The 23,462-nt window shown below is 45.2% G+C and carries 23 protein-coding genes and 1 riboswitch; of the genes, 11 read left to right on the top strand and 12 right to left on the bottom strand.

Annotation, left to right across the window (positions count from 1 at the left end):
- Positions 1-146: 146 nt before the first annotated feature.
- On the bottom strand, positions 147-869 hold the full coding sequence (locus FZD51_RS17325) for an NAD-dependent deacylase (RefSeq protein ID WP_148975914.1): 723 nt from the start codon (positions 867-869) through the stop codon (positions 147-149).
- Positions 870-974: 105 nt separating this feature from the next.
- Here FZD51_RS17325 and FZD51_RS17320 point away from each other — a divergent pair, with 105 nt between their 5' ends.
- Positions 975-1,421 (top strand): YkvA family protein, encoded by a 447-nt coding sequence (locus tag FZD51_RS17320; RefSeq protein ID WP_148975913.1) that lies wholly within the window; start codon positions 975-977, stop codon positions 1,419-1,421.
- Between the two features lie 24 nt (positions 1,422-1,445).
- Here FZD51_RS17320 and FZD51_RS17315 read toward each other — a convergent pair whose 3' ends face one another.
- Positions 1,446-2,084 (bottom strand): cell wall hydrolase, encoded by a 639-nt coding sequence (locus tag FZD51_RS17315; protein WP_148975912.1) that lies wholly within the window; start codon positions 2,082-2,084, stop codon positions 1,446-1,448.
- 236 nt (positions 2,085-2,320) lie between these two features.
- Positions 2,321-2,429: riboswitch (TPP riboswitch) on the top strand.
- Positions 2,430-2,592: 163 nt separating this feature from the next.
- On the opposite strand from FZD51_RS17315, the gene FZD51_RS17310 reads away from it, so the two are divergent.
- The 6 genes from FZD51_RS17310 to FZD51_RS17285 all read left to right on the top strand — a co-directional run bounded on the left by FZD51_RS17310 (position 2,593) and on the right by FZD51_RS17285 (position 7,098).
- Positions 2,593-3,591, top strand: a complete 999-nt coding sequence (locus tag FZD51_RS17310; protein ID WP_148975911.1) for an ABC transporter substrate-binding protein — start codon at positions 2,593-2,595, stop codon at positions 3,589-3,591.
- A gap of 11 nt (positions 3,592-3,602) precedes the next feature.
- The gene (locus tag FZD51_RS17305; RefSeq protein WP_148975910.1) at positions 3,603-3,893 is read left to right on the top strand and encodes a thiamine-binding protein; all 291 of its coding nucleotides are present in this window, start codon (positions 3,603-3,605) and stop codon (positions 3,891-3,893) included.
- On the top strand, positions 3,890-4,654 hold the full coding sequence (locus FZD51_RS17300; RefSeq protein WP_148975909.1) for an ABC transporter permease: 765 nt from the start codon (positions 3,890-3,892) through the stop codon (positions 4,652-4,654). Before FZD51_RS17305 ends, FZD51_RS17300 begins: the two co-directional genes overlap by 4 nt.
- Positions 4,651-5,397: an ABC transporter ATP-binding protein gene (locus tag FZD51_RS17295; RefSeq protein WP_148975908.1), complete on the top strand. Its 747-nt coding sequence runs from the start codon at positions 4,651-4,653 to the stop codon at positions 5,395-5,397. Before FZD51_RS17300 ends, FZD51_RS17295 begins: the two co-directional genes overlap by 4 nt.
- Positions 5,394-6,164: a TatD family hydrolase gene (locus tag FZD51_RS17290; protein WP_148975907.1), complete on the top strand. Its 771-nt coding sequence runs from the start codon at positions 5,394-5,396 to the stop codon at positions 6,162-6,164. The genes FZD51_RS17295 and FZD51_RS17290 overlap by 4 nt, the downstream gene beginning before the upstream one ends.
- Positions 6,165-6,339: 175 nt before the next feature.
- Positions 6,340-7,098, top strand: a complete 759-nt coding sequence (locus tag FZD51_RS17285) for a hypothetical protein (RefSeq protein ID WP_148975906.1) — start codon at positions 6,340-6,342, stop codon at positions 7,096-7,098.
- A 150-nt stretch (positions 7,099-7,248) separates the two neighbouring features.
- On the opposite strand, the gene FZD51_RS17280 is transcribed toward FZD51_RS17285, so the two are convergent.
- The 5 genes from FZD51_RS17280 to FZD51_RS17260 all read right to left on the bottom strand — a co-directional run bounded on the left by FZD51_RS17280 (position 7,249) and on the right by FZD51_RS17260 (position 11,949).
- Positions 7,249-8,124: a carbohydrate ABC transporter permease gene (locus FZD51_RS17280; RefSeq protein WP_148975905.1), complete on the bottom strand. Its 876-nt coding sequence runs from the start codon at positions 8,122-8,124 to the stop codon at positions 7,249-7,251.
- Positions 8,121-9,101, bottom strand: a complete 981-nt coding sequence (locus tag FZD51_RS17275; protein ID WP_148975904.1) for a carbohydrate ABC transporter permease — start codon at positions 9,099-9,101, stop codon at positions 8,121-8,123. Before FZD51_RS17275 ends, FZD51_RS17280 begins: the two co-directional genes overlap by 4 nt.
- Positions 9,102-9,175: 74 nt before the next feature.
- The gene (locus FZD51_RS17270; protein ID WP_148975903.1) at positions 9,176-10,468 is read right to left on the bottom strand and encodes an ABC transporter substrate-binding protein; all 1,293 of its coding nucleotides are present in this window, start codon (positions 10,466-10,468) and stop codon (positions 9,176-9,178) included.
- A 349-nt stretch (positions 10,469-10,817) separates the two neighbouring features.
- Complete coding sequence (locus tag FZD51_RS17265) at positions 10,818-11,438, bottom strand: hypothetical protein (protein WP_148975902.1); 621 nt, start codon at positions 11,436-11,438, stop codon at positions 10,818-10,820.
- Positions 11,422-11,949, bottom strand: a complete 528-nt coding sequence (locus FZD51_RS17260) for an RNA polymerase sigma factor (RefSeq protein ID WP_148975901.1) — start codon at positions 11,947-11,949, stop codon at positions 11,422-11,424. The genes FZD51_RS17265 and FZD51_RS17260 overlap by 17 nt, the downstream gene beginning before the upstream one ends.
- A 662-nt stretch (positions 11,950-12,611) precedes the next feature.
- Here FZD51_RS17260 and FZD51_RS17255 point away from each other — a divergent pair.
- Positions 12,612-16,940: a S8 family peptidase gene (locus FZD51_RS17255; protein WP_148975900.1), complete on the top strand. Its 4,329-nt coding sequence runs from the start codon at positions 12,612-12,614 to the stop codon at positions 16,938-16,940.
- A gap of 59 nt (positions 16,941-16,999) precedes the next feature.
- Here FZD51_RS17255 and FZD51_RS17250 read toward each other — a convergent pair whose 3' ends face one another.
- On the bottom strand, positions 17,000-17,368 hold the full coding sequence (locus tag FZD51_RS17250) for a hypothetical protein (RefSeq protein WP_148975899.1): 369 nt from the start codon (positions 17,366-17,368) through the stop codon (positions 17,000-17,002).
- Between the two features lie 122 nt (positions 17,369-17,490).
- Between FZD51_RS17250 and FZD51_RS17245 the strand changes: the two genes are divergently transcribed.
- From FZD51_RS17245 to FZD51_RS17235, 3 genes are read left to right on the top strand one after another with little or no spacing between them, the layout of a single operon-like run.
- Positions 17,491-18,138, top strand: a complete 648-nt coding sequence (locus tag FZD51_RS17245) for a cobalamin B12-binding domain-containing protein (protein WP_148975898.1) — start codon at positions 17,491-17,493, stop codon at positions 18,136-18,138.
- 60 nt (positions 18,139-18,198) lie between these two features.
- Positions 18,199-18,381 (top strand): hypothetical protein, encoded by a 183-nt coding sequence (locus FZD51_RS17240; protein WP_148975897.1) that lies wholly within the window; start codon positions 18,199-18,201, stop codon positions 18,379-18,381.
- The gene (locus FZD51_RS17235) at positions 18,378-18,803 is read left to right on the top strand and encodes a hypothetical protein (protein ID WP_148975896.1); all 426 of its coding nucleotides are present in this window, start codon (positions 18,378-18,380) and stop codon (positions 18,801-18,803) included. Before FZD51_RS17240 ends, FZD51_RS17235 begins: the two co-directional genes overlap by 4 nt.
- A 10-nt stretch (positions 18,804-18,813) precedes the next feature.
- Here the strand turns inward: FZD51_RS17235 and FZD51_RS17230 are convergent, their stop codons facing one another.
- The 4 genes from FZD51_RS17230 to FZD51_RS17215 all read right to left on the bottom strand — a co-directional run bounded on the left by FZD51_RS17230 (position 18,814) and on the right by FZD51_RS17215 (position 23,314).
- On the bottom strand, positions 18,814-22,347 hold the full coding sequence (locus FZD51_RS17230) for a CheR family methyltransferase (protein ID WP_262380963.1): 3,534 nt from the start codon (positions 22,345-22,347) through the stop codon (positions 18,814-18,816).
- Between the two features lie 345 nt (positions 22,348-22,692).
- On the bottom strand, positions 22,693-22,893 hold the full coding sequence (locus FZD51_RS17225) for a hypothetical protein (RefSeq protein ID WP_262380961.1): 201 nt from the start codon (positions 22,891-22,893) through the stop codon (positions 22,693-22,695).
- 135 nt (positions 22,894-23,028) lie between these two features.
- The gene (locus tag FZD51_RS17220; RefSeq protein WP_009794199.1) at positions 23,029-23,163 is read right to left on the bottom strand and encodes a YjcZ family sporulation protein; all 135 of its coding nucleotides are present in this window, start codon (positions 23,161-23,163) and stop codon (positions 23,029-23,031) included.
- A 37-nt stretch (positions 23,164-23,200) separates the two neighbouring features.
- A complete protein-coding gene (locus tag FZD51_RS17215; RefSeq protein WP_009794198.1) occupies positions 23,201-23,314 on the bottom strand; it encodes a YjcZ family sporulation protein in 114 nt (37 codons plus the stop codon).
- Between the last annotated feature and the right edge of the window lie 148 nt (positions 23,315-23,462).

Raw genomic sequence — 23,462 nt, 5'->3', positions numbered from 1 at the left:
GCAGCTCATTAAGCATTCACTCCAAAGAAAACTTGTATATACATGGTGTTTACGTTTTCATTATATCTTGTATATACATGACAGTCAATCATTTATTATACTAGAAAAATTTCAAATAAAAAAAGCCTCCAATGTAATGGAAGGCTTCACATTTTTCCTAGTTCTGCATCAAGCTCTTTCAGCAGTTCTCCAGCTTTTTCTCCGTTGATGACTTCGTCCGCGTAAAGGTCCAAATCAGTAGGATCCATATTAATTATAACCAGTTTTGCACCACACTGCTTGGCAATGAGCGGAAACTGATTGGCAGGAGTGACAGAGAGGGATGAGCCAAGGACAATGAAAAGATCAGCTTTCTCTGACTCTGCAGCGGCAAAATCAATAGCTTCCTCGGGGAGCATCTCCCCAAAAAGGACGATGGACGGCCGCAAAATCCCCCCGCAATCACTGCACCGGAAATGCTCATCTATATATTCATCATTCGGGAATGTTTTCCCGCATGTCTGGCAATGGACCTGCTGCAGTGTACCATGCAGTTCAGCCACATTTTTGCTCCCTGCCTCCTGATGGAATCCGTCCACATTCTGGGTGATGATGCTTTTGATGATCCCTCTGTTTTCCCAGTCTGCCAGTATATAATGCCCGGCATGGGGACTGCATTCCTTCAGACCCATGACTCTGCTGCGATAAAATTCAATGAATTCATTAACATGATGGTTGAGTGCTTCTGTACTGGCAATTCTCCCATATTCCATCGTATTCGCTAACCCGCTGCCTGCTGACCGGAAATCAGGCAGCCCGCTCTCCGTTGACATGCCTGCACCGGTCAATATTACCGTATAGCTTGACTCTTTCAGCCATTGTAAAAGCATAAAGACACCTCGCTTTTTTCTCTATTATAAACTTTTCCTGGGTTCAACCATCCGAAAATGGGATAAAAGAGTAAAAAGAATCTTTTAACCGGAAGGATGTTATATATGAAGATTTTCAAAAAAGAAGATTACGAAAAGGAATATAAAAAATATGAGTCCCGCGCTGCCAAATACTTAAATGATCCGGGCAAGACAAGCGGGCTGCTTTCCAAAGCAAGCAAAAAAGCCGACTCTAAGAAAAATGCCCTGTCTGAAGTTTGGGATAAGCTGCAGCTGCTGTTTGAACTCATTAAAGCCTACTCAAAGGGACAGTATAGGGATATTTCTGCGAAAACAGCCGTGACCGTCATTGCGGGCATTCTCTATTTCGTATCTCCCCTGGATTTAGTCCCGGACTTTCTTGCCGGAATCGGCATATTGGATGATGCAGCGATCATCGGCTTCATCATCAAGCAGATCACTAATGAGCTTGAAAGATTTAAGCTCTGGAAAGAGACACAGCCGGACAATATTATAGAAATGGAAGAAGACAGCAAAAAAACTCTTGTATAGCCACAAGAGTTTTTTTCTTTTTTTTTATTTGGCAAACCGGTGCTTGCCGATTTCTTTTGTTACGGCCCTGGTGCGGAGCCATTTACTGTTAGTCTGGGCAGGGTTGAAGAAAAATAGGGACTCACCGTCTTTTCTTTCTTCTGTCAGGGCTTCCTGGACAGCTTTCTGTGAATCCTTCCCTGCAGGCTTGTTGATCATCCCATTGTCCACAGGCTCGAATTGCCTGTCTTCGTATATTACTTCTTTAACTGTATCCGGAAACTTTTCATCCTTCATTCGATTGAGGACAACTTCGGCCACAGCGACTTTTCCGGCATGCGGCTCCCCTTTGGCTTCGGCATGCACAAGCCTTGCCAAAAGATCCTTTTCTTTTGTAGATAAGCTGACCTTTGGTTCTGTCTTTCGCTTCTTTTTCTTTGGAGCAGACGGAATGATGAGCTTATCTCCGGCCGAAATCTTTTCATCCTTTTTGTAATTCGCCTTCTGTATTTCCTTCTCAGCTACACCAAATTTCCCGCTGAGCTTTGAAAGGGTATCCTCTTCTTTTACAGTATATATATTGACATTATCAATCGTCTTGGCAAATGCTTGTTTTCCGGGATTTTGGACAATCTGGAATGAGATCAGCATGAATGCAGCAATCATTAAGGCAAGATATTTCATAGCTTCTCCTCCATTCTATCTTTTTTCAACATTCCTTACCCTATCACAGATAAAGATTCAGTTCCAAACTTAATTCTTTCCATGGCAGCACAGGTATATATAGGGATAACTCCGAATTTTCCGGAAGAAAGCTGTTTCAATGCCATTGCAGAGAATATCTGTTATAATGGACCATGATTCCCGGATGAAAGCGGGAGCTCTGAACGGACCGGCTGCTTTATGCGGCTGTAAATAGGAGAGAATTGTGGGGGAACCGGGCACGGTTGAGACTTTATTGTTACAATAAAGGACCCTTTGAACCTGATCTGGAGAGATGCCAGCGTAGGAAACATATTCTTAATTGGATGAATGTTTTTTATTGCGCACGGGTTCTGAAATCCGGGCGCTTTTTTGTTTGCATCGGGATATAAAGGAACAGCACCTCCGCCCGCGGTTATCCAGAATTAGTTTATGCCATTATCCGGCGGTCTTTTTGGAATAATATCAGAAACAGCATGGAGGATTGATCATGAAGAAATGGCTCAGCGCATTGTGCACTGTCTGGCTGCTTGCCGGCTGCACCGGAGGACAGACTGGTCAGGAAGAAAAACAAGCTGATAAAGGGCAGGACCTGGAAAAGATAACGGTTGTCCTTGACTGGACACCTAATACTAATCACACTGGACTTTACGCTGCCAAAGCGAAAAATTATTTTAAAGAAAATGGCCTTGATGCAGAAATCATCATGCCTGGTGACGCTGGAGCAGACCAGCTGGTTGCTTCCGGTAAGGCCGACTTTGGCGTCAGCTATCAGGAAAGTATTACACAGGCACGGGTTCAGGGTGTCCCGCTTGTGTCAGTAGCCGCCGTCATACAGCATAATACATCCGGCTTTGCTTCTCCTGCAGCAAAAAATATCGACTCGCCAAAGGATTTTGCCGGAAAAAAATATGGAGGCTGGGGATCGCCTGTTGAGGAATCTGTTATCGCCTCATTAATGAAGCAGGAAAATGCAGATGTCTCAGATGTTTCCTTTGTTAACATGGGGGATGCCGATTTCTTTACAGCTGTTAAAAGGGATATCGATTTTGCCTGGATTTATTATGGATGGACAGGCGTCGAGGCGGAGCTTCGCGGAGAAGATCTGAATATGGTCTACCTTACCGACTATTCCGACAAACTCGATTATTATACACCTGTTCTGGCTACCAATGAAAAAATGATCAAAAATAGTCCTGATACTGTCAAAGCCTTTGTAAAAGCAGCATCACAGGGCTATCAGTTTGCAATCAAGAATCCGGAAGAAGCTGCTGATATCCTGCTTGAGGCTGCACCTGATTTAGACGCCGAGCTGGTCAGGAAAAGCCAGGAGTGGCTTTCTCCAAAATATCAGGATGATGCAGAACAATGGGGAGAACAGAGTATAGAGGTTTGGGAAAACTATGCCCAATGGATGTATGAAAATAAACTGCTTGACAGCGAGCTGGACGCTGAAAAAGCTTTTACCAATGAATTTTTGCCAGAATAGGAGGAACTATAATGGCCAGTACACTGATCAGCATTCAGATCATACCTAAAACAAAAAACGGGGAAGATGTCATTCCATATGTGGATGAAGCGATTAAAATCATTGCAGAATCCGGAGTCAAATACGAGGTCCATCCGCTGGAGACAACAATGGAAGGCGAGCTTGAAGAGCTATTCGGGATTATCGCAAGAATGAATGAAAGAATGATCGAAATGGGAAGCAAAAATGTGATTTCCCAGGTCAAAATTCTGTTTCAGCCTGATGGAATCACGATGGATGACCTGACGGATAAATATAAATGAAGAAAGTGTTTGTAAGAGGATGGAAGCCGGCAGCGGTTCTCCTCCTTTTGTTCATTCTATGGGAAGCGGCAGTCAGGCTGGCAGAAGTCCCTGCCTGGCTCCTGCCTCCGCCCTCTGACATCATAGCTGAATCTGTCGAAAGCTGGGCCCGTTTTTCCGGACACCTGGCGTCAACGGTGCTTTTATCACTGTCCGGCTTTGCACTGGGGACTATTTTCGGGCTCACTGCGGCCATCATCCTTCACCGTCTGCCGGCTGTAAGGGAATCTGTTTACCCGCTGCTGATATTATCCCAGAATGTCCCTGTCATCGTCCTTGCCCCTCTCCTTGTCATCTGGTTCGGATTTGGGCTGCTGCCGAAATTCATTGTCATTATTCTTGTCTGTTTTTTTCCAATCACTGTGGCAGCTTTGGACGGTTTCAGGCAGGTTCCAGCCGAGCTCAAGCATTATATGGCCATGTCAGGAGCCACCAAAAGGCAGCTGTTCTGGAAGCTGGAATGGCCCGGCTCCCTGCCCTCGCTATTTTCAGGGCTCAAAATCTCGGCCACCTACAGTGTAATGGGCGCTGTCATCTCCGAATGGCTCGGTTCGGAAAAAGGGATAGGCGTTTTTATGACGCTCGCCTCCTCCTCCTTCCGGACAGACCGTGTATTTGTAGCCATTTTTGCCATTATGATATTAAGCCTGCTTTTCTTCGGAGCAATCCTTTTGGCAGAGAGCCTGCTTTTAAAATGGAATAAAAAGGAGCAGATAAAATGAATCTCCTGCACCTGGATAATATATCAAAATCTTTTGGGGAACAGATGGTCCTTAATAACTTTAGCCTTAAAGTCAATGAAGGTGAATTCGTCTCCCTTCTCGGGCCCTCGGGAAGCGGAAAAAGCACCATTTTCAATCTGATCGGGGGGCTGCTTCTGCCCGATGAAGGAAGCATCCAGATGAACGGCCGAGCGATCAATGGGCAAAAAGGATTCATGAGTTATATGCCGCAGACCCCTTCCCTTCTTCCGTGGAGGACAGTTTTGCAAAATGTCCTTCTGGGACAGGAACTGACAGGCAGAACAGATAAGGAAAAAGCCATGGAAATGATACATAAAGCAGGGCTCGGGCAGTATGCGCATGCCTATCCGCATGAATTATCCGGCGGAATGAAGCAGCGCGCTTCCTTCATAAGAGCGCTGCTCAGCCCGCAGGAGCTTCTTTGCCTGGATGAGCCTTTCTCGGCGCTGGATGAACTGACGCGGCTTGATATGCAGAAGTGGCTCCTGAATATATGGGAAGAGCAGCGGCCGGCCATCATCTTTATCACTCATAATATAGAAGAAGCTCTTTTTCTGTCAGATCGCATCATCGTTTTATCAGAAAAGCCGGCCCATACAGCAGCAGAATTTAAGGTGCCTTTTTCCCGGCCAAGGAGAGAAGAACTGTTCCTGGAAGAGGAATTCCTGGAATGGAAAAGAAAGATCCATCATTCGCTGCGGCCAAGTAGGGAAAAGGGATGAAAAAGATTATTGACAGCCATATCCACCTGGACCGCTATGCTGATCAGGATATTGCTGATATTTGCAGCATACCGGAGCTCGAATCACTCGTAACTGTCTCGTGGGATCTCAGCTCCTGCAAAAAGAACCTGCTCCTTGCAGAGAGGTTTTCAAAGGTAAAGCCTGCTTTTGGGTTTCATCCGGAACAGGTCCTCCCTCCTGAAGCAGAACTTGCGGATCTGATAGGCTGGATGGGGGATCATAAAGAAAATATGATAGCCATCGGAGAGGTCGGCCTTCCATACTATTTAAGACAAGAACAGGGTGCTTCCTTTATAGGCCTGGAACCTTATCTTGAAATACTGGAGCTGTTTGTCCAGAAAGCAAAGGAGTGGCAGCTCCCCGTCATCCTCCATAGCATCTATGAAGATGCAGAGATAGTGTGCAGCCTGCTTGAAAAGTATTCTATCGAAAAAGCCCATTTTCATTGGTTCAAAGGCTCAGCTCTTACGGCTGAACGAATGGCCGCCAATGGCTATTTCATCTCAGTGACTCCTGATGTATTGTACGAAAGGGAAATTCAATCTCTGGTAAAAGACTACCCAATTAGGCAGGTGATGGCTGAAACAGACGGCCCCTGGCCATTCGAAGAGCCTTTCAATAAACAAATGACTTCACCGCTCATGATCCATCGTTCAGCAGCTATAATTTCTGAAATCGAAAAAATGGAATTGCCGGAGGTATATAAGCTCCTGCTGACTAATACCAGGAATTTTTATAGAATATGAGAAGCACTCTGTTTAAGCAGGGTGCTTTTTGTTGGTAAAACAGGAATTGGATATAAAAAGACATATCTGATCTCTTTAGTAGTATAGAACCATTTTATCTTTAATAAATTTTCCCCATATCTCCAAATGGAAATATAAGGTACAGTAAAAGAAAAACTTATTGGAGGACTGCTGAATGAAAAAATATGGCCTGATTCTGCTTATCATCCTGTTTTCTTTTTCCACCTCTGCTTTTGCCCAGCCGGAAACTGCCAGCCTGATTCCCTCTGAAAAACAATTTCTTAAGCTCGTAAAGAAAACGGAAGAGTATAAAGACTTTAAAGATGACTTTCTCTCAAACGATCCTTATATCCTGAATCCGCTTAAAGACGAAAAAGACCAGCAGTATGGCTGGATTGTCCAGTATGAGATTAAATATAAGGAAGAAGCTTCACTTGCCGCAGGCGGTGCAGCCACGGTCAGTTTCTCCTCCATCCTTACATTTGCTTATGACAGCATCAATGATGATATGCAGGCTTATATTATCGACTATAGCAGCATTCTCAAAGATAAAGCTATCTATCTTGAAGAACTCTCCACCGGCACAACCACTGCAATAGATGTTTCTGAGACAGATTTATACGCAGAACTTGCGGTGCAGACGGAGGAAAAAGCAGAAAGCATGGTCAGTTCAGCGGGGCTGCAAAGCGGGAATCCTGCAGCTGAAGAAGGTGTGAACGTAAGCAACTATCTTTGCTGGCAATGTACAAACTATACCAACGGGAGCGTTTCTCTTCCTTGTGCCAATTTGGTTGGCAGCTACTGTTCATCGGGCTCACAATATTCAGTCGGCAGGCTCCTGTGCGCCGGCAAAACAATCATAGATTGCTATGTGCCGAAGGATAAGGTCTGTGTAAAAGGCGTCTGGAAAACCACCTGTCCGGCACCAGCTTAATAGAAATTGGCTAGCTGAATAGAAATTGGCTAGCTGAATAGAAATTGGCTAGCTGAATAGAAAGAAGGCATGGCTGGGGAAGCCATGCCTTCTTTCTATTCAGCTCTTTCACATTTTCATAAGATACGGCAGCAAATGCCTCCCCTTTTCTTACCCCTTACTCCCCGAAGCAATATTGGAGCCTTCGATGAAGTGTCTTTGGAAGAAGAAAAATAAGAGGACGACCGGCAGAAGAACGGTTACTGACATGGCCATCAGGTAGTGCCACTGGGTGGATACTGTTCCTTTGAATGTCTGCAGTCCAATCTGCAGAGTATACAGGCTTTCGTCATTTATATACAGCAGCGGGCCCAGCAGGTCATTCCATGCACCATTAAAGGAGAACAGCGCGACTGTAATAAGTGCGGGTTTGGTAAGCGGGAGCATGATATTCCACCAGATCTGCAGATGGCTCGCACCGTCAAGAACCGCTGCTTCAATCAATTCATTGGGGATCCCCATCATGAACTGCCTTAACAGGAAGATGAAAAATGCACTTCCCAGGAAGGCAGGAACAATCAATGGCAGATACGTGTTGATCCAGCCGAGTTTCGAAAATAAAATGTACTGCGGAACCATAGTGACAAATCCAGGGATTAACATGGTAGATAATACGATGACAAAGAGAGCATTTCTGCCTTTGAAACGGATTTTTGCGAATGCATAGGCAACGAGAGAATTAACAAGCACGCTACCGATCATGCCGGCAAGGGCAATAAATAAGGTGTTAAACGCCCATCTTGTGAACGGTGCTGTCTGCCATGCCTCCAGATAATTCGAGAAATGGAATTCGGTCGGAATGAAGGTTGGCGGGTATTGGGCGATTTCCTGCGGTGATTTCAGGGAAGTTGAAATCATCCACCACAGAGGCGATAGGATCAGCACGCTTCCAGCCAGAAGCAGGAAAGCAACAAAGAGATGCTTTGTCCGCTGCCTGAATTTTTTTGTCTCATAAAACCTCGGTGCTTCAGCAGCTGTCTGCTTCATTTATTGTCTCCTCCTTCATAGTGAACCCATTTTTTTCCGAGTGTCAGATTGATGACTGTCAGTACCATGACAATCAGGAACAGCAGCCAAGCCATCGCTGAGGCGTAGCCCATATCAAAGATTTCAAACGCATTGTTCCACATATGAAGGTTGTAGAACAGCAGGGAATTCCCCGGTCCTCCGTCTCCGTTCTCGGTCATCACATACGCTTCCTGGAAAATTTGAAAAGATCCAATGGTACTCGTAATGACATCAAAGAAGATGATCGGTGAAATCATTGGCAGAGTGATGTGGAAAAATTTCTGAAATGAACTTGCCCCGTCCAGGTCTGCCGCTTCATACATTTGGGCTGAAACACCCTGCAGGCTGGCAAGATACAGGAGCATGCCTCCGCCGACGCTCCACATCTTCATAAGCAGCAGGGCAGGCTTGGTCCATTCAGGATCGAACAGCCATGCCGGACCTTCTATGCCAAACCAGGCAAGGAAAGTGTTGACAAGGCCTGTAGAAGGGCTTAATAGCTGCATCCATAGGAAATAGACAGCGACACCAGAAAGAATGGCAGGCAGATAGTAGACTGTCCTGAAAAATTTCATCCCTTTTACCCTCTGATTCAGCAGCACAGCCAGAAGGATAGCGCCAGCCGTGGTCAATGGCACGGAAAATAATACATAATAGATTGTATTCCAGAGCGATGTTTTGAAAAGATCATCGATCGTGAACATCCTTTTAAAATTATCCAGCCCGATGAAGTTCATTCTTGACGTTATATTATAATCTGTAAAACTTGCAAATAATGAAAATAAGAGCGGTCCGAGAGTCAGTCCCAGAAAGCCGATGATCCAGGGGCTGATGAATAAATAGCCAAATAAATTATCTTTCGCTTTTCGCGAAAGCCGCTTCGGCTCAGCCTTAGCCTTCTCTTTGCCCATGCTGTTCGCTTCGTTTTGGGCAATTGTAGAGTCATACGATTTCATACCCCTTCACCCTTTCCCAGAAATGATTGCATTCGAAGAAGAGAAGGAGATCCCTTCTCTTCTTCCAGAATGTATTATCTTTTTAGTTTTTCAACGTCATTTTCCGCTTTCTCCAGTGCCTCTTCGGGCGACTGCTTCCCAAGCAGGGCATTGTCGATCTGCGGGTTTACCCTGCTCAAATAATCAGGATATTCAACCGGGATCGGGAAAAGCTGTGTATCTTCAAGATTTTCAATGGTTGCTTCATAAACCTCTTTATCTTTTCCTTCCAGCCCTTCTGCTGCTGCCTCAGCACCTTCAATGCTGGCAACATTGTCAAAGTTCTCCATAGCCCAGTATTTCTGTGCTTCAGGTCCTGTCAGATATTTAATAAAGTCCATGGCTTCTTCCGGATTGCTGGAGCCTTTTGGCACCTCGGCAACAAAACCGCCTCCATCACTCCAGTTTTCAGCACCTTCTTCATAAGCCGGGATTGGAGCTACTCCAAAATCCATATCCTGCCCATAATCCCTGATCTGAGTATAAAAAGTTCCTACATCCACCCACATGGCCACTTTTCCGGCAATGAAAGGATTGGACTGTTCACTTCCGAATTCGGCCTTCAGCGCCTGAACATTTGACTCGCCGAGGCGGTCCTGCCATTTGAGCACCCATTCCAGTGCTTCTGCTTTTTTAGGCGTATTGATTTTCAGCTCACCATTGTCGATGAAGTTCTTCCCTCCATCTGCACTGGTCATCCAGCTGCCTGCGCCGATGCTTCCCCAAAGCGGATAGAATCCGACCCTGTCATAGGTTTTGCCATTTTTCACATCAAGCTTTTCGGCATATTCTTCAAGCTCCGCCCAGGTAGAAGGCGGCTTATTCGGATCAAGCCCGGCTTCTTTGAAAGCTGCTTTATTATAGAATAGAATTCTTGTATCTGTATTGAATGGAACTGCATAAGGCTTGTCCTCATAAAGGACCGTGTCCCAAAGGTGCGGATAAAACTGATCCTTGAAGCCTTCATCCATATATTTGCTTAAATCTTCAACCTGTTTGGCTTCCGCCCGCTGCCCGACTGTATTGATATCATTGATGATAACATCTGCCGGATTTCCTGCAGCCACTGAAGCAAGGTTCTTTGTCCAGATATCTCCCCAAGGCAAATATGTATGCTTAACAAAAACCTTATCCTGTGAACCATTGTAGTCGTCTATGATTTTTTCAATGATTGGCCTTCTTGTTTCCGATCCCCAGAATGTCCAGAAATCAATGACTACTTTTCCATCCTTCGTTTTTTCTGCCTGAGCTGATTCTCCGCCTGAGCATCCGGCCAGGACGCCAAGTAGCAGAAAGGCAGAAATTAATAAGGCTATTCCCTTTTTCATATGTATCCCCCTAAAATTTATCTATTTTTTTCTCCCTAAATAACACCCAGCTGCCTTTGCGCAAAGGATCCATAACGGTGCATAACTCCGAGAAGGAATTTACTGTAAAACTACCCGCTTCTTCTGCTTCTAAACCTGCTTCTCAAAAAAAATATCGAAAATTGTCTAAAAATTTTTTTCTAAAAATGGTTTCACGTACCAGTCCGGCTCTTTTGCAGTATGAATATATGTCATACGGAAACACAAAAAGGCACACGGGCATTTCCCTCCCATGTGCCTTTTCATATTGGCATTTAAATTGGCCTCTTTCTGCCGGCCTCTTCAATTCCCCATCTTTACTGCTTTTTCATCATCCGGCTCTCTTTAAGCTGAACCCTTCCTTTTTCAGGGTTTTGAAAATGCTTCTGGATAACTTTTCAGGAGCCTTAAAGAATTCTTTACTGCTCTCCTCCCGGAAGTAAATGACCTCATTGACATTCCAGAGTTTCAGCTGAAGCGTGTCGCCCCCTTTAAACCTTACAAGAGCGTCATATGAAGGCTTTTCTGCCGGAGTATAATTGGTTGGGGCCGATTCATGCAGCATGGACCTGATCATTGCTTTCATGAAAGGGTTTTCGGCATAGCTGGATTCATTAAGCTCTATGTTGACGCCGTTGGTAATGTAGCTGTATTCCGAATCAGTTTCTGCTGTAATGATATCCGCTATCGGCAGCTCCTTCAATTCAGCGAAAGTGCTGTCCTGATCCGGGATGCTGAATTGGGAGTAAAAATAGACAGCCGCAATAAAAAACGCTGCTGCAGTCAAAAGAGGTCCCTTCACCCAAGGGAACTGCCTGACCTGTATTTTCTCAAGCCTCCCGGGTTCTGCAGCTTCCATAATCTTTTTGAAGGAACGGTCCTTCTGCATTTTGGAACGGGGAATATCATCAAGCTTTTCAAATGATATCGTATCTTCAAATAACTCCTTCAAGGGTATCCCCCCTTTTTTCCATTTCTTTTTTCAGGGCAGCCATTGCCCTGGATGTGGTTATTTTCACTTTGTTCTCATTCCATCCCAGGACCTGTGCTGTTTCCTTGATTGAAAATTCCTTGATCTTCCGGAGGATAAGGACTTCCTGGTAGCTCAGCTTCAGTGCATGGATGGCATCATAGAGCCTGGCTGTTTTTTCACCTTTGACCATTATTTCCACTGGTGTGTCATGACCTGAATCAAATTGATATTTTTCAATGGAAAAGAACTTAAACCGGTTCCTCTTCCGGATATAATCAATGGCTACATTTCTTGAGATCCTCACAAGCCAGGTGAAGATATGGGACTCGCCATTGAATTGGTGGAAATGCTTATAAGCTTTTATAAACGTATCCTGAGTCAGGTCTTCTGCTATTTCTTTATTGTTTACATACATGAAGATATATCCGTAGATTTTATCGCTGTATTCGTAATAGATGCTCTCAAACGTTTCTGCAGAAACTTTATTCATTGTAGGCGCCCCCTCTTGCACATAGTTAGACGATTGACAGCAGAAAAGGAAACAGCCCCCATTCATATTTTTTATTTTTTTTATTGGAGGACAGGCCTTACCTGCATCTTTTCTCCTGCCCTTGACAGGAAAAGTAGAGACAAAGCATCATTTTCAAACTTATTTATAAAATGATGCAAAATGTCTGCAACTTTCTCAGATTCTGTATGGTTACGTAAAATGTCTCCAAGGCTGCAGGCAGCTTTTCTTATTTTTTCTACAATTTCTTCTATATTCCTCCCTCCCTCTTTTAAAATCCTGCAATCTATTTAGCTGATGCTTATTTAAAAATTTTTTTCAAATCTGCTTCTTATAATCTGATTCTCTTATTTTTTCAGCATCAGCCTCTCTTTTTATCACCATATGGATATAATTCCCTGCTTTTTTACAGCAAAATGGATTGAAAAAGGCCTAAGAATTGTCCAGCTGCGTTTTAGCGGCTGGGATGATGGAATGATTTCATCGAGAAGAGTACTTTTTCCATCATATTTCGACAACTTGATTCTTTTATTTCCGATACAGTAAGTGTCACAGCAGGAAATGCCATAACTGGAAAATTTATAGAAAGGAGGGCTGTAAGCTGCTGTAATGAAAAATGAATAGAAAAGAGGAGGAATAGGTTCATGAAGAACAAGAAGCATTTTCGCTGGCTATATCTCTTGCTCACGGCACTATTGATCATTCCGCTGCTTAGTCCTTATCAAGCACAGGCGGATGCCGGCAAGTCTCCGCATGTTTCGATGAAGAAAGCTTCGCCCGGGTCTTCAAAAAACAAAATCCCGGGCAGGCTCCTTGATCAATTCGATGGAAAAGACAAGGTTACCTTCCTTATAAAAATGAAAGAGCAGGCGGACACAAAAAAAGCCGCTCAAGAAGCAGCAAAAAAAGCTTCAGCTGATAAAGCAACTTCCTCCAAGGCAAAATTCATGAAAAGATCTGCAGTAGTTTCCTCCTTAAGAGCCGTTGCAGCCGAAACACAGGCCGGAGTACTAAAATATATTGAGCAGCAGGAAAAAGCCGGCAAAGCGAAAGATAGCAAATCCTTCTATATTGTGAACAGCATTGCCGTCACAGCCACTAAAGATGTCATGGAAAAGCTTGCAAGCTTTCCAGAAGTAGACAAAATCCTTCCTAATGAGACCAGACAGCTTCATAAGCCTGTAAAAGAAGCCTCTAAGCCTTCCATCCAGATGGAAAAAACAGCAGACAATAAAACCAGCTCCATTGAATGGAACATAGACAGGGTCGGTGCCCCAGCCGCCTGGGACATGGGCATAGACGGGTCCGGGACTGTTGTCGCCTCAATTGATACAGGCGTCCAGTGGAACCATCCCGCGCTAAAGGAAAAATACCGCGGCTATGATCCCTCAAACCCTGATCAGCCTTCACATACTTACAACTGGTTTGATGCAGTAGGAGGACAATCCTCCCCATATGACGACGACGGTCATGGCACTCACGTGACCGGCACTATGGTCGGCTCCGATCCTGGCGGTGCAAACCAGATTGGAGTTGCACCAGGAGCCAAATTTATTGCTGTAAAAGCTTTCAGCCCAAGCGGGGGGTCAGATGTCGACCTTCTGGAGGCTGGGGAATGGATCCTTGCACCTAAAGATGCCAATGGCACACCACACCCTGAACAGGCTCCGGATGTTGTAAATAACAGCTGGGGCGGCGGACCCGGACTTGATGAATGGTACCGTCCGATGGTCCAGTCATGGCGCGCAGCCGAGATCTTCCCGGAATTTTCAGCAGGAAATACAACACTGACCAATCCAGGAGGACCTGGTTCAGTCGCCTCTCCAGGGAATTATCCAGAGTCCTATACTACCGGGGCAACAGACATCAATAACCGGCTGGGCTCTTTCTCTCTTCAAGGGCCTTCGCCATATGAAGAAATCAAGCCGGACATTGCAGCACCAGGGGTAAATATCCGTTCGTCTGTTCCGGGTTCAGGCTATGAAGGAGGCTGGAACGGAACTTCCATGGCAGGCCCTCACGTAGCTGCGGCTGCAGCTTTGGTGAGGCAGGCAGACTCAAGCCTGACAGTAGATGAGATTGAAGAAATCCTGTCAGCAACTGCTGTACCGCTTACAGATTCCACATTCCCGAATGTACCGAATAACGGCTATGGCCATGGACTTGTCAATGTGTTCGATGCCGTCTCTTCCGTCGTTTCCGGCCTGGGCAAGTTAAAGGGCCAGGTTTCCAAAGAAGGAGATGATGAAGAAGCGCCATCCATTTCACATGATGCACCGGCTGAAACATATGCCGGTATGGACCTCGCTGTCCGCGCAGAGGTTTCTGATAACATCAGTGTTACAAACGTAGTTCTTGAGTATGTCAAGTCTGACGGAAGCACTGCTGCTGTTGGAGCAGAGAGAGTTTCTGGCAGTTTTACTAATGGCGTCTATGAGGCAGTCATCCCTGGGGAGGTTATCCAGGAACCCTCTCTTTCCTATCAGTGGAAAGCTGCGGATTTCGGCGGTAACAGCGCCGAATCTGAAACATTTGAAGTAAATGTCATCCCGGGGATCAGCACGGGATACAGCCAGGATTTTGAATCCCTGCCTGCAGGCTGGACTTCATATGGAACAAATGACAGCTGGGAATGGGGAGCGCCGGCATCCGGCCCGGGAAATGCCTCATCAGGTGAGAAAGTCTATGCGACCGCTCTTGGAGGAAACTATGCCAACTCAGCTAATATGACCCTCCTCATGCCGCCGGTTGATCTTGGCGAAGGCAATGCCTATCTGCAATTCAAACAATGGCACGAGCTGGAGAACCGCTATGATTATGGCCATGTTTTTGTTTCAACAGATATGGAGAATTGGACCCAAAAACTGAGGGTCAACGGCAATACAGCCGGATGGATTGACGGTGAAGTCGATCTGAGCGAATATGCCGGCCAGCGCATCTATATTGCCTTCAATGTTACAACTGACAGCTCAGTCCAAAAGCAAGGCTGGTATTTGGACGATGTGTCCCTGTCTGATGCACCTAACGCACCATCCAAGAAAGCCCAGCTTGGAAAAACCGGTACAGCCGGGCCATCCGGGCCGGCAGTGTCAGCTAAAAAGCAAATCGACCCTGCCAAAATTGTTCCTGAAAAAGAGCAAGGGAAAAAAGAGCAGGAAAATGGTTCTGCCCCATCCCCTGCATTACTTCCTGTAAATGCGGAAGTCACCGTATTGGAGACAGGACGTTCAGTCTTTACAGATCCGCAGGATGGTTCCTATGAAATGACCCACGCATCCGGCACTTATACGGTGCAGGCAGAGGCTTACGGGTTCCGGTCAGAGTCACAAAGCGTCAATATCCCTGAAGACGGAGAGGCTTCAGCAAATTTTGTACTGGAAGAAATTCCGGAAGGAAGCGTTACAGGGATTATTACAAACGAATTGACGGGCGAGCCTGTACCGGGAGCAATGGTTATGCTAATCGAGGATGCGGCTGTTGAACCAGTCTACGCGGATGAGAATGGACAATATTCGCTAACAGCCTATGAAGGAACATACACCTTAAAGGTTGTGGCTCCATCCTACTATAGCGAAGAAGTTGAAATAACAATCGAAGGCAGTTCAAGTGCCGAGCAAAATATCCAGCTGAGGCCATTCATCGGCTATCCTGGTGAAATCGGGTATGACGACGGAACAGCAGAAAATGCAAGAGCATTTTATGATGCCGGAAACGGCTGGGCGGTGAAAATGTCACTTGAAAATGGCCAGAACAGCGCAATGGTCACCGGCGGAATTTTCCGCTTCTGGGACACAGAATGGCCGGTGCCTGGAGGAACGGAATTCCAGGTTGCTGTCTATGACGCAAGCGGTCCTGACGGTGCACCCGGGAAAAAACTTGCCGGGCCATTTGAGGCATCTGCTTTAAGAAACGGTGAATGGACCCGTGTTGATTTAAGAGACAAAGGCATCATGGTCACTGGCGATTTTTACATGGTCTATATCCAATCAGCTCCAAACCCAAATACCCCGGGCCTTGCTACGGATGAAGACGGTCCGAATGCAGGGCGGAGCTGGCAGCTGGTCGGCGGTGCCTGGTCACCAGTGCCGGCAGAAGAAGGCAATTATATGATACGGGCTGCAGTGGACTACGAAGTGAGTGCCCCAGTTATCACATCGCCTGCCGACGGGACCATCACAAAGCAGAAACAGGCAGTGATTGAAGGAAATTCTGCCCCATCCACAGCGGTCCACCTGTACATTAACGGTGAAAAGGCTGCGGAAACAACAGCAGACGACTCCGGGAAATTTACTGTAGAAGCTGAATTGAACGAGGGAGAAAATATCCTGACTGCCAAAGCTGCCACTGACAGCGGGACAACTGATTCTTCCGCCCCTGTAAAGGTCATTGTGGATACGGAAAAACCTGAACTGACAATTACCTCTCCTGCTGACAGCTTAAAAACAAATAAGGAAACAGTTACTGTCGAAGGTACTGTTGCAGATGCAAACCTTGATTGGGTAAAAGTCAACGGGAAAAAAGCTTCAGTCCAGGACGGGGCCTATTCATTAAGGATCCTTTTGAACGAAGGTGAAAATATCATCACTGTCACTGCTCAGGACAAGGCAAAAAACAAGACAAACAAAAAAGTGACAGTGTTTGCTAAATACACAGCACCTGTCATTGAGAACCTGCTGCCGGAAGATAATAAAGATCTGAAATCAGGCGAAAGCGTCAAAATTGAATTTGACAGTGAACCAGGCCTGAAAGCTGTGTTCTCCATCAGAATGCCGCTGACAAATACCGGCGGACAGCTGACAAATGCTGTGGAGCTTCCGATGATGGAAACGTCGGATGGCCATTATGTGGGCTACTATACAGCAACGAAGAACGTCAAAGCCCCTGGCGCAGAAATTGAAGTCAAGGTGACGGACGATTATGGAAATGAAACAAGGGAGACAGCTGGAGGCAAGCTGAACATCAACGCTAAATAATCAGGCACAGAAGAAGCCCGCCGGGAAACCGGCGGGCTTTCTTGTTGTTAATTTTGCCTCTAGGCCTGGCTTCCCTCTGCTTCCAAAGCTTCAAGGACCTTTATGCCTTCTTCAAGAGCTTGAATGTAAAAGTTTTTCTCCTCAGCATCTGTCTCATTCATCTCTTCAATCAGCCATTTAAAATTCAGCACCAGATAAAAAGAATCGAGTCCCCTGGAAGTGAGTATATCCTGGAGCCACTTGCTGTAATCGGTGAAAATTTGGATGCTTTCCAGCTTATAGGCGGTTTCCAAATATTGAAAATGATAATTTATATCTTCTTCTGTCCTCTTCTTTCCTGATTCCCCGAATTTCTCAAGGGATGGGAACTCTTCATAGAAGCGCTCAAAAAGCTTTTTGACGATTCTATCTTTATCATGTTTTTCCATCTTGGGCCTCCTCTATAATTTTGCCGTGAACGCGATTTCTATTCTCATATATAGTATACTATCAATAACAGAATGTTTTTGGGACATCGGTCACAATTATATCTTAACAGGAGTTGATATCATTGTATTCAGCAGCAGCCAAGGAGCTTGCCAGTTACCTGTTGAAAGGCGATATTTACGGAAGCTGGGCCATTATCCAGGAATATGATTATAAAGACTATCAATCCTGCTATATATTTGAACATTTGCTGAGCGAGAGTATGCATTATATCGGAGAGCTATGGCAAAAGGATCTCGTAACTGTGGCGGATGAACATCTTGCGACTGGAATATGTGATTACATTCTAGCCAAATACTCTTATGAAAAAGGCCAGCAAGCAGCACAGGGAAGAAAAGCCCTTCTTTTTTGCCCCGAAGGCGAACAGCATTATCTCGGGCTTAAGATGACAGCTTCCATATTCAAAGAAAATGGATGGGAAGTAAAAAATCTCGGTGCCAGCCTTCCATTGGAATATGCCTTGAACAGTGCGGAAAAATGGAAGCCGGATGTTATCGGCATCTCTTTGTCACTGACCCACCATCTTCCTTTGTTGAAGAAATATATAGAAGAACTTGAACAGCTCTCATTCCATCCAAAGATTTTGGTAGGCAGCAGACTGATCAACCGCTATGATTTTACACCCTTTTGCAGCAAAGAAACCGTTCTAATTAAGAAATTGGAAGATCTGGAGCCCTGGATTTTAAGCCAGTCTAAAGAGATTGCCATATAATACAGTTATCAGCCTGCAGATCCTGCAGGCTGTCATTTTACCAAAAAGGAGGCATTATACATGAAAACTGAATTAGATTTGCTGCCAATCCCTTTTTTTATATTGGACATAGACGGAAAATTGTATTCGCTTCTGAAGCAGCTGAAAATAGATTCCCCTATTGCATCAGCTTTATCCAGCTTGCTGACCAGGACAGCCTTGAAAAAGTATTCAGCATGCCCGAGAAAAAAAGCGGAGAAATGATTGAAGTTAATCTGCGCACCTCTGGAAATGCAGTTGAACTTTTCAATATCTATTATTCCCGCATTCCTGAAAACAAGCTCATCTATGTATGCTGCGCCCCCATATCTTCAAACCTCCTGGAGGTTCAGCATCATCTGGCCATGCTCCGAAACAGGCTTTCATCCCTGCAGCCGGCAGAATTGAAGCCGCTGGGCCAGCGTAATCCCTTCCTTTTTGAAGTAAGCAGCAATGCGCAGGAAAAACTAATGTCAATCGAACATAAAAAGAAGCTGAAAAGCATAAGCCATTCAGCTTCTGAATCAATCGATCTGATCAACATCCTTCAGCCTCTTGCCATCGAACATGGAAAAGCGGAGTATTTGGAGCGGATCCAGAAAAATCTATTGGATATGATGTCAGCGGCAGACTCTTTAATAGACTGAGAGCCTGCCTTTATTGAATGCAGGGGATACGGATTTCTGCTGTTGTCCCTTTCCCTTCAATACTTGCATAATTGAGAGTGCCTTTGTGGTTTTCAATGATCCTGAAGCTGACCATGACCCCCAGGCCTGTCCCCTTTTCCTTTGTAGTGTAAAACGGCTCTCCCATTTTATTAAGCTGCTTCTCCGGTATCCCTTTTCCCTGATCGGATATTTTGACGAGCAGATTTTTTCCTTCCATCCCCGTCTCAATCAGGATTGTCCCTCCGTTGTCCATTGCTTCAATCGCGTTTTTCACCATATTGATGAAAACTTGCTTCAGCTCTTTTTCATTTCCCCTGATCTTTGGCAATGCATCCTGATGGACTGCTGTAATGCTGATATTCTGCATAATGGCCTGTGTATCAAGAAGTACACAAACATCCTGGAGGACTTTGGAAACATTGACCAGGTCATAAACAGCTGCTTTAGGCTTTGCAAGGACAAGGAACTCGTCAATGATGGCTTCCAGCCTGCCGAATTCAGACATCATGACTTCAGTGTATTCCTTATTATAGCTGCCAGTCTGCATCATCAGCTGCAAAAATCCTTTCAGGGAAGTCAGCGGATTGCGGATCTCATGGACAATTCCTGCTGCAAGCTGCCCTACCGCAGACAGCATTTCAGATTTCTGCAGCATAGCCTCGGATGCCTTATGGACTGTAATATCTTCTATGATGCCAAGATAGCTGCTGACATCTCCGGACTGATCCTCGATCGGCAAAAAGCAGACGTTCTCCCACCTGGCGATTCCGCCATCAAGCGGATAGGACATGCTGCCTTTCCACACTTCCTTCGCAATGATGGCATTTTCAATTTCTTCAAAATCAGCTGTATCCATTTGATCTCTGTACAGGTCTTTAATATTCCTTCCCACAAAGCTGTCAGGTTGTCCTTCATGCTCGGCAAATTCTTTATTGTGGTATTCGATATTGCCTGATTTATCAATGATCAAGATCCTGGACGGGCTCTGATCAAGAGCATTGGAGGTCAGTTTGAGCTTCTGGTTGAATCGTTTTATTTCGGTAATATCATTGAAGGTAAAGACAACCCCATCCATCACATTCTCACTAGTGCGATATGGGAATGCCTGCATCAGATACCATTTATGATTCTTGGACATGAGCTCTTTCTCAATTTTACTAAATGATTTGACGACTTTTTCAGCATCTTCCACAAGTGCTGCCTGTTCAAAATTATGCGAGATGTGGAAAAACGGCCTGCCGACATCCATATCAATGACATTGATTACCTTTTTGGCTTCCGGTGTAAAAAGGCGGATATTCAGTTCAGCATCCAGAAATACTGCTGCTATATTTGTGCTGATGAGCAGATTGTCCATATCATTTGCAAGCGCGGTCACTTCTTTGATCTTTTGTTCATACTCATTGTTTACATTCACAAGCTCTTCATTGATCGAATGCATTTCTTCATTGGCGCTCTGCATTTCTTCATTGGCTGCAATAAGCTCTTCATTTGCAGACTGAAGTTCTTCATTGGATGTCTCAAGCTCCTCAATGGTTGTCTGGAGTGTCTGCTGAGTATAATACAGCTCCTGCTCCAGGTCTGCTATCCTCTCGGCCACCGTGCTGTGCGGATCGAAGTAAAGAGGCATCGTTTTCTTTTCCTTCGTATTCTGGTCTTCATCAAAAAGGATGATAGCAAGAGATTCGTTGGCTGCAAATTTTCTTACAATAAGATCAAAATACCGGTTCTCGCCATCTACGTCAAAATGGACGTTTTTATAACGCACCTCACTCCGCTCACCATCTAACTTCTTCAGGGCAGTCCCAATCATGACCGACAGATGGACAGGGACCATTTTGTAGATGCTTTTGCTCGAGGATTCATTCAGGAAATTCAGATACTTGTTCGCCCGGCGGGACGTGAATATTACCTCATTGACATCATTCAGGACGATGCAAGGGAGCACATAATTATCCATAAGGGTCTGATGGATAGCCGCCCTCCTGCGAGCAGAGAGTGAATCTGCCGCAATGCTCCTATTTTCAGCTTGATCTGCCGAAACCGGCATTTTCGAAACTCTCCCTTCTGACTGCACCACCCAGTTCTCAGAAATCGCATTTTTATAGATATTCCATTTACTGTTGACAGGACGGAAGAAATGGGACATCTTCCCGGTTGTTTCGCTGTGCCCCAGAACGAGGGTGCCTTTTTCTGTTAGAGCAAAATTAAAGAGTGACAGCAGCTTTCGCTGCAGCTCCGGCTGAAAGTAAATCATGACATTCCTGCAGCTGATTACATCCATATTGACAAAAGGAGAGTCTTTTATGAGATTATGCGGAGCAAAAACGACATGGCTGCGGATGCGCTTGATGATTTCCCAGCTGTCTCCTTTTTTCACAAAATAATTCTTCAGCAGTTCCTGAGGGATGCCTTCGGTCAGATGATCTGGATAAATCCCCCGTCTGGCAAACTCTATTGCATCTTTATTAATATCTGTTGCAAAGATCCTGACGTTAAGGTCCAAGCCCATCTTCTGTACATAGCGGTCAAACAGAATCGCGTAGGAGTAAGCTTCCTGACCGGTGGAACAGCCGGCGATCCAGATTCTGAGCTCCTCCTTTGCAGCCGCCTTCCGGTGGACGGCTTCCGGCACGATCACATCCTCAATGATCTTGAAAGCCTCCGAATCCCTGAAAAAATGGGTAACGCCGATCAGAAGGTCTTTTTGGAGATTCTCAACCTCTCCGCTGTTTGCCTGCAAATAATCAAGATATTGTTCAACGCTTTGATACTTGGATTCAAGCTGCAGGATCCGCCGTTCAATTCTTCTGATAATGCTGTTTTTCTTATAGCATGCAAAGTCCAATCCAGTTTTCTTTTTTATCAGGCCAAAAATTTCTTCTAAGGTTTCCTGGCTGTAGCGGGGCAAGACACTTTCATTGAAGGAACTGAGAATAGAGGGCATGTTGGAAGGGGCCTCAACATAATCTGCATAGCCTGAAAGAATTGCACTTTCCGGCATATCATTGAATTTAGCTGACTGTCCATCCTGGACTATAACTGTTCCGCCATTATCTTTAATTGCTTTAACTCCAGCCGTTCCATCGTTTCCTTTCCCTGAAAAGATAATGGAAACTGCCTTGTCCTTTTTGCTCGCAGCGAGGGATATCAGAAAGGCATCTATCGGAAAATGCAGCTGTTTGTCTTTTTCGTATCCGCTCACCTTGAATGTACCGTCCTCAATCGACGTATAGGAATCAGGCGGATTCAGATAGATGGTGTCAGGCTGGACCTGCATCCCTTCCTTGATCCGCAATATATTCATTTTCGTCTTTTTTGCCAAAAGTTCCGGCATAAAGCTTTTATATTTGGAGGATAAATGCTGAACAACTATATACGCCATACCGGAATCGGCAGGTACTTTCGAAAAGAACTGTTCAATGGCATCCAGTCCCCCGGCAGAAGCGCCAATTCCTACAATATAAAATTCTTTCCCCAAAGATTTTTTCCCGGCAGTGTTAATTGATTGTTTCATAGACATATATTTATTGATTCCTCCTGATTAATGCCGAAATAAGCAAGCCTTCCGGACAGCCTCCACAGTGGCCGATCGCTGGATGTGCAATAACGATGACAGGACTTCAAGGGAAAAATCGATAATAGCAGCGTCCGTCAAAGCTTCTGGTTCAGATAGGGGAATACGGGCATTGATTCCACTTATAGGAAATTCGTTTATACTCCTGATTATAGAGGTTCTTTAAGAGCCAATCAAGATTTGTCATTAAATCATTTGCATGTGGCTTTTCTGCCAAGTTCTCAACATTCCTGGCGGAAGAATTACTTCTCTGTACATAGAAAAAAGCCTTCTCTAATGAAGGCTCCTCATTCAATCTATCCGTTTATGCTTATTCAGCAGCTCTTTGAACATATTCAGTACAATGATCCTATCCTCTTTATCAAAAGAAGCAATCCACTTTGATACAATGCTGTGTTCCTTTGGGTTAAGCTCCCGCTGAAGCCCGCTTTCCAAAAGGCCGTGAATCTCATCGAGCGTGTATGCCCTGTCCTCAGTCTGATGCTCCATCATTCTCTCCTCCATTTACTGTTTTTGTTTACATTCCCTTTAGGGAGGGGGATAAAACACTTGAATGTGGAGGGGACTTGTACAAAACCCGGTATACAAAAGGAGAGACAGGATGCCCTGTCCCCCCCTTTCACTTTATTACCATTTAAAGCAGGCTGCACCAACGATGATCAGAAGGATGAATAGTACAACAATCAGCGCAAACCCGCCGCCGTAGCCGCCGCCTCCGTAGCCGCAGCCGCCATAGCCGCCGTATCCGTATCCGTATGCCATTGGAAGATCTCCTCCTTTTATTCTTTGTCAGTACCGTTTAGTAGCCGTATCCGCCTCCGCCATAACCCCAAGAAGCACCGATGATAATCAATAAAATGAACAATACTACCAGCAGGGCAAAACCTCCGCCGTATCCGCATCCGTCTGACATTTATAAAACCTCCTTTAGTTGATTCAATATATCCTATTCAGCAATGAGCTATTGTGCGAATAGACTAACGCACAATTTTTAGGTCATTTCCTCAGAGGCAAACAAACAGGGGGGCAGAAACAGCAAAATAAAAAAAACTCGCGGTATT

It is taken from the genome of Bacillus infantis, assembly GCF_008180445.1.
In the GTDB taxonomy this organism is placed as follows: Bacteria; Bacillota; Bacilli; order Bacillales; family Cytobacillaceae; genus Bacillus_AB; species Bacillus_AB infantis_B.
Note: the sequence above shows the minus strand (reverse complement) of the source record. Positions and strands in the feature narration are given on the sequence as shown.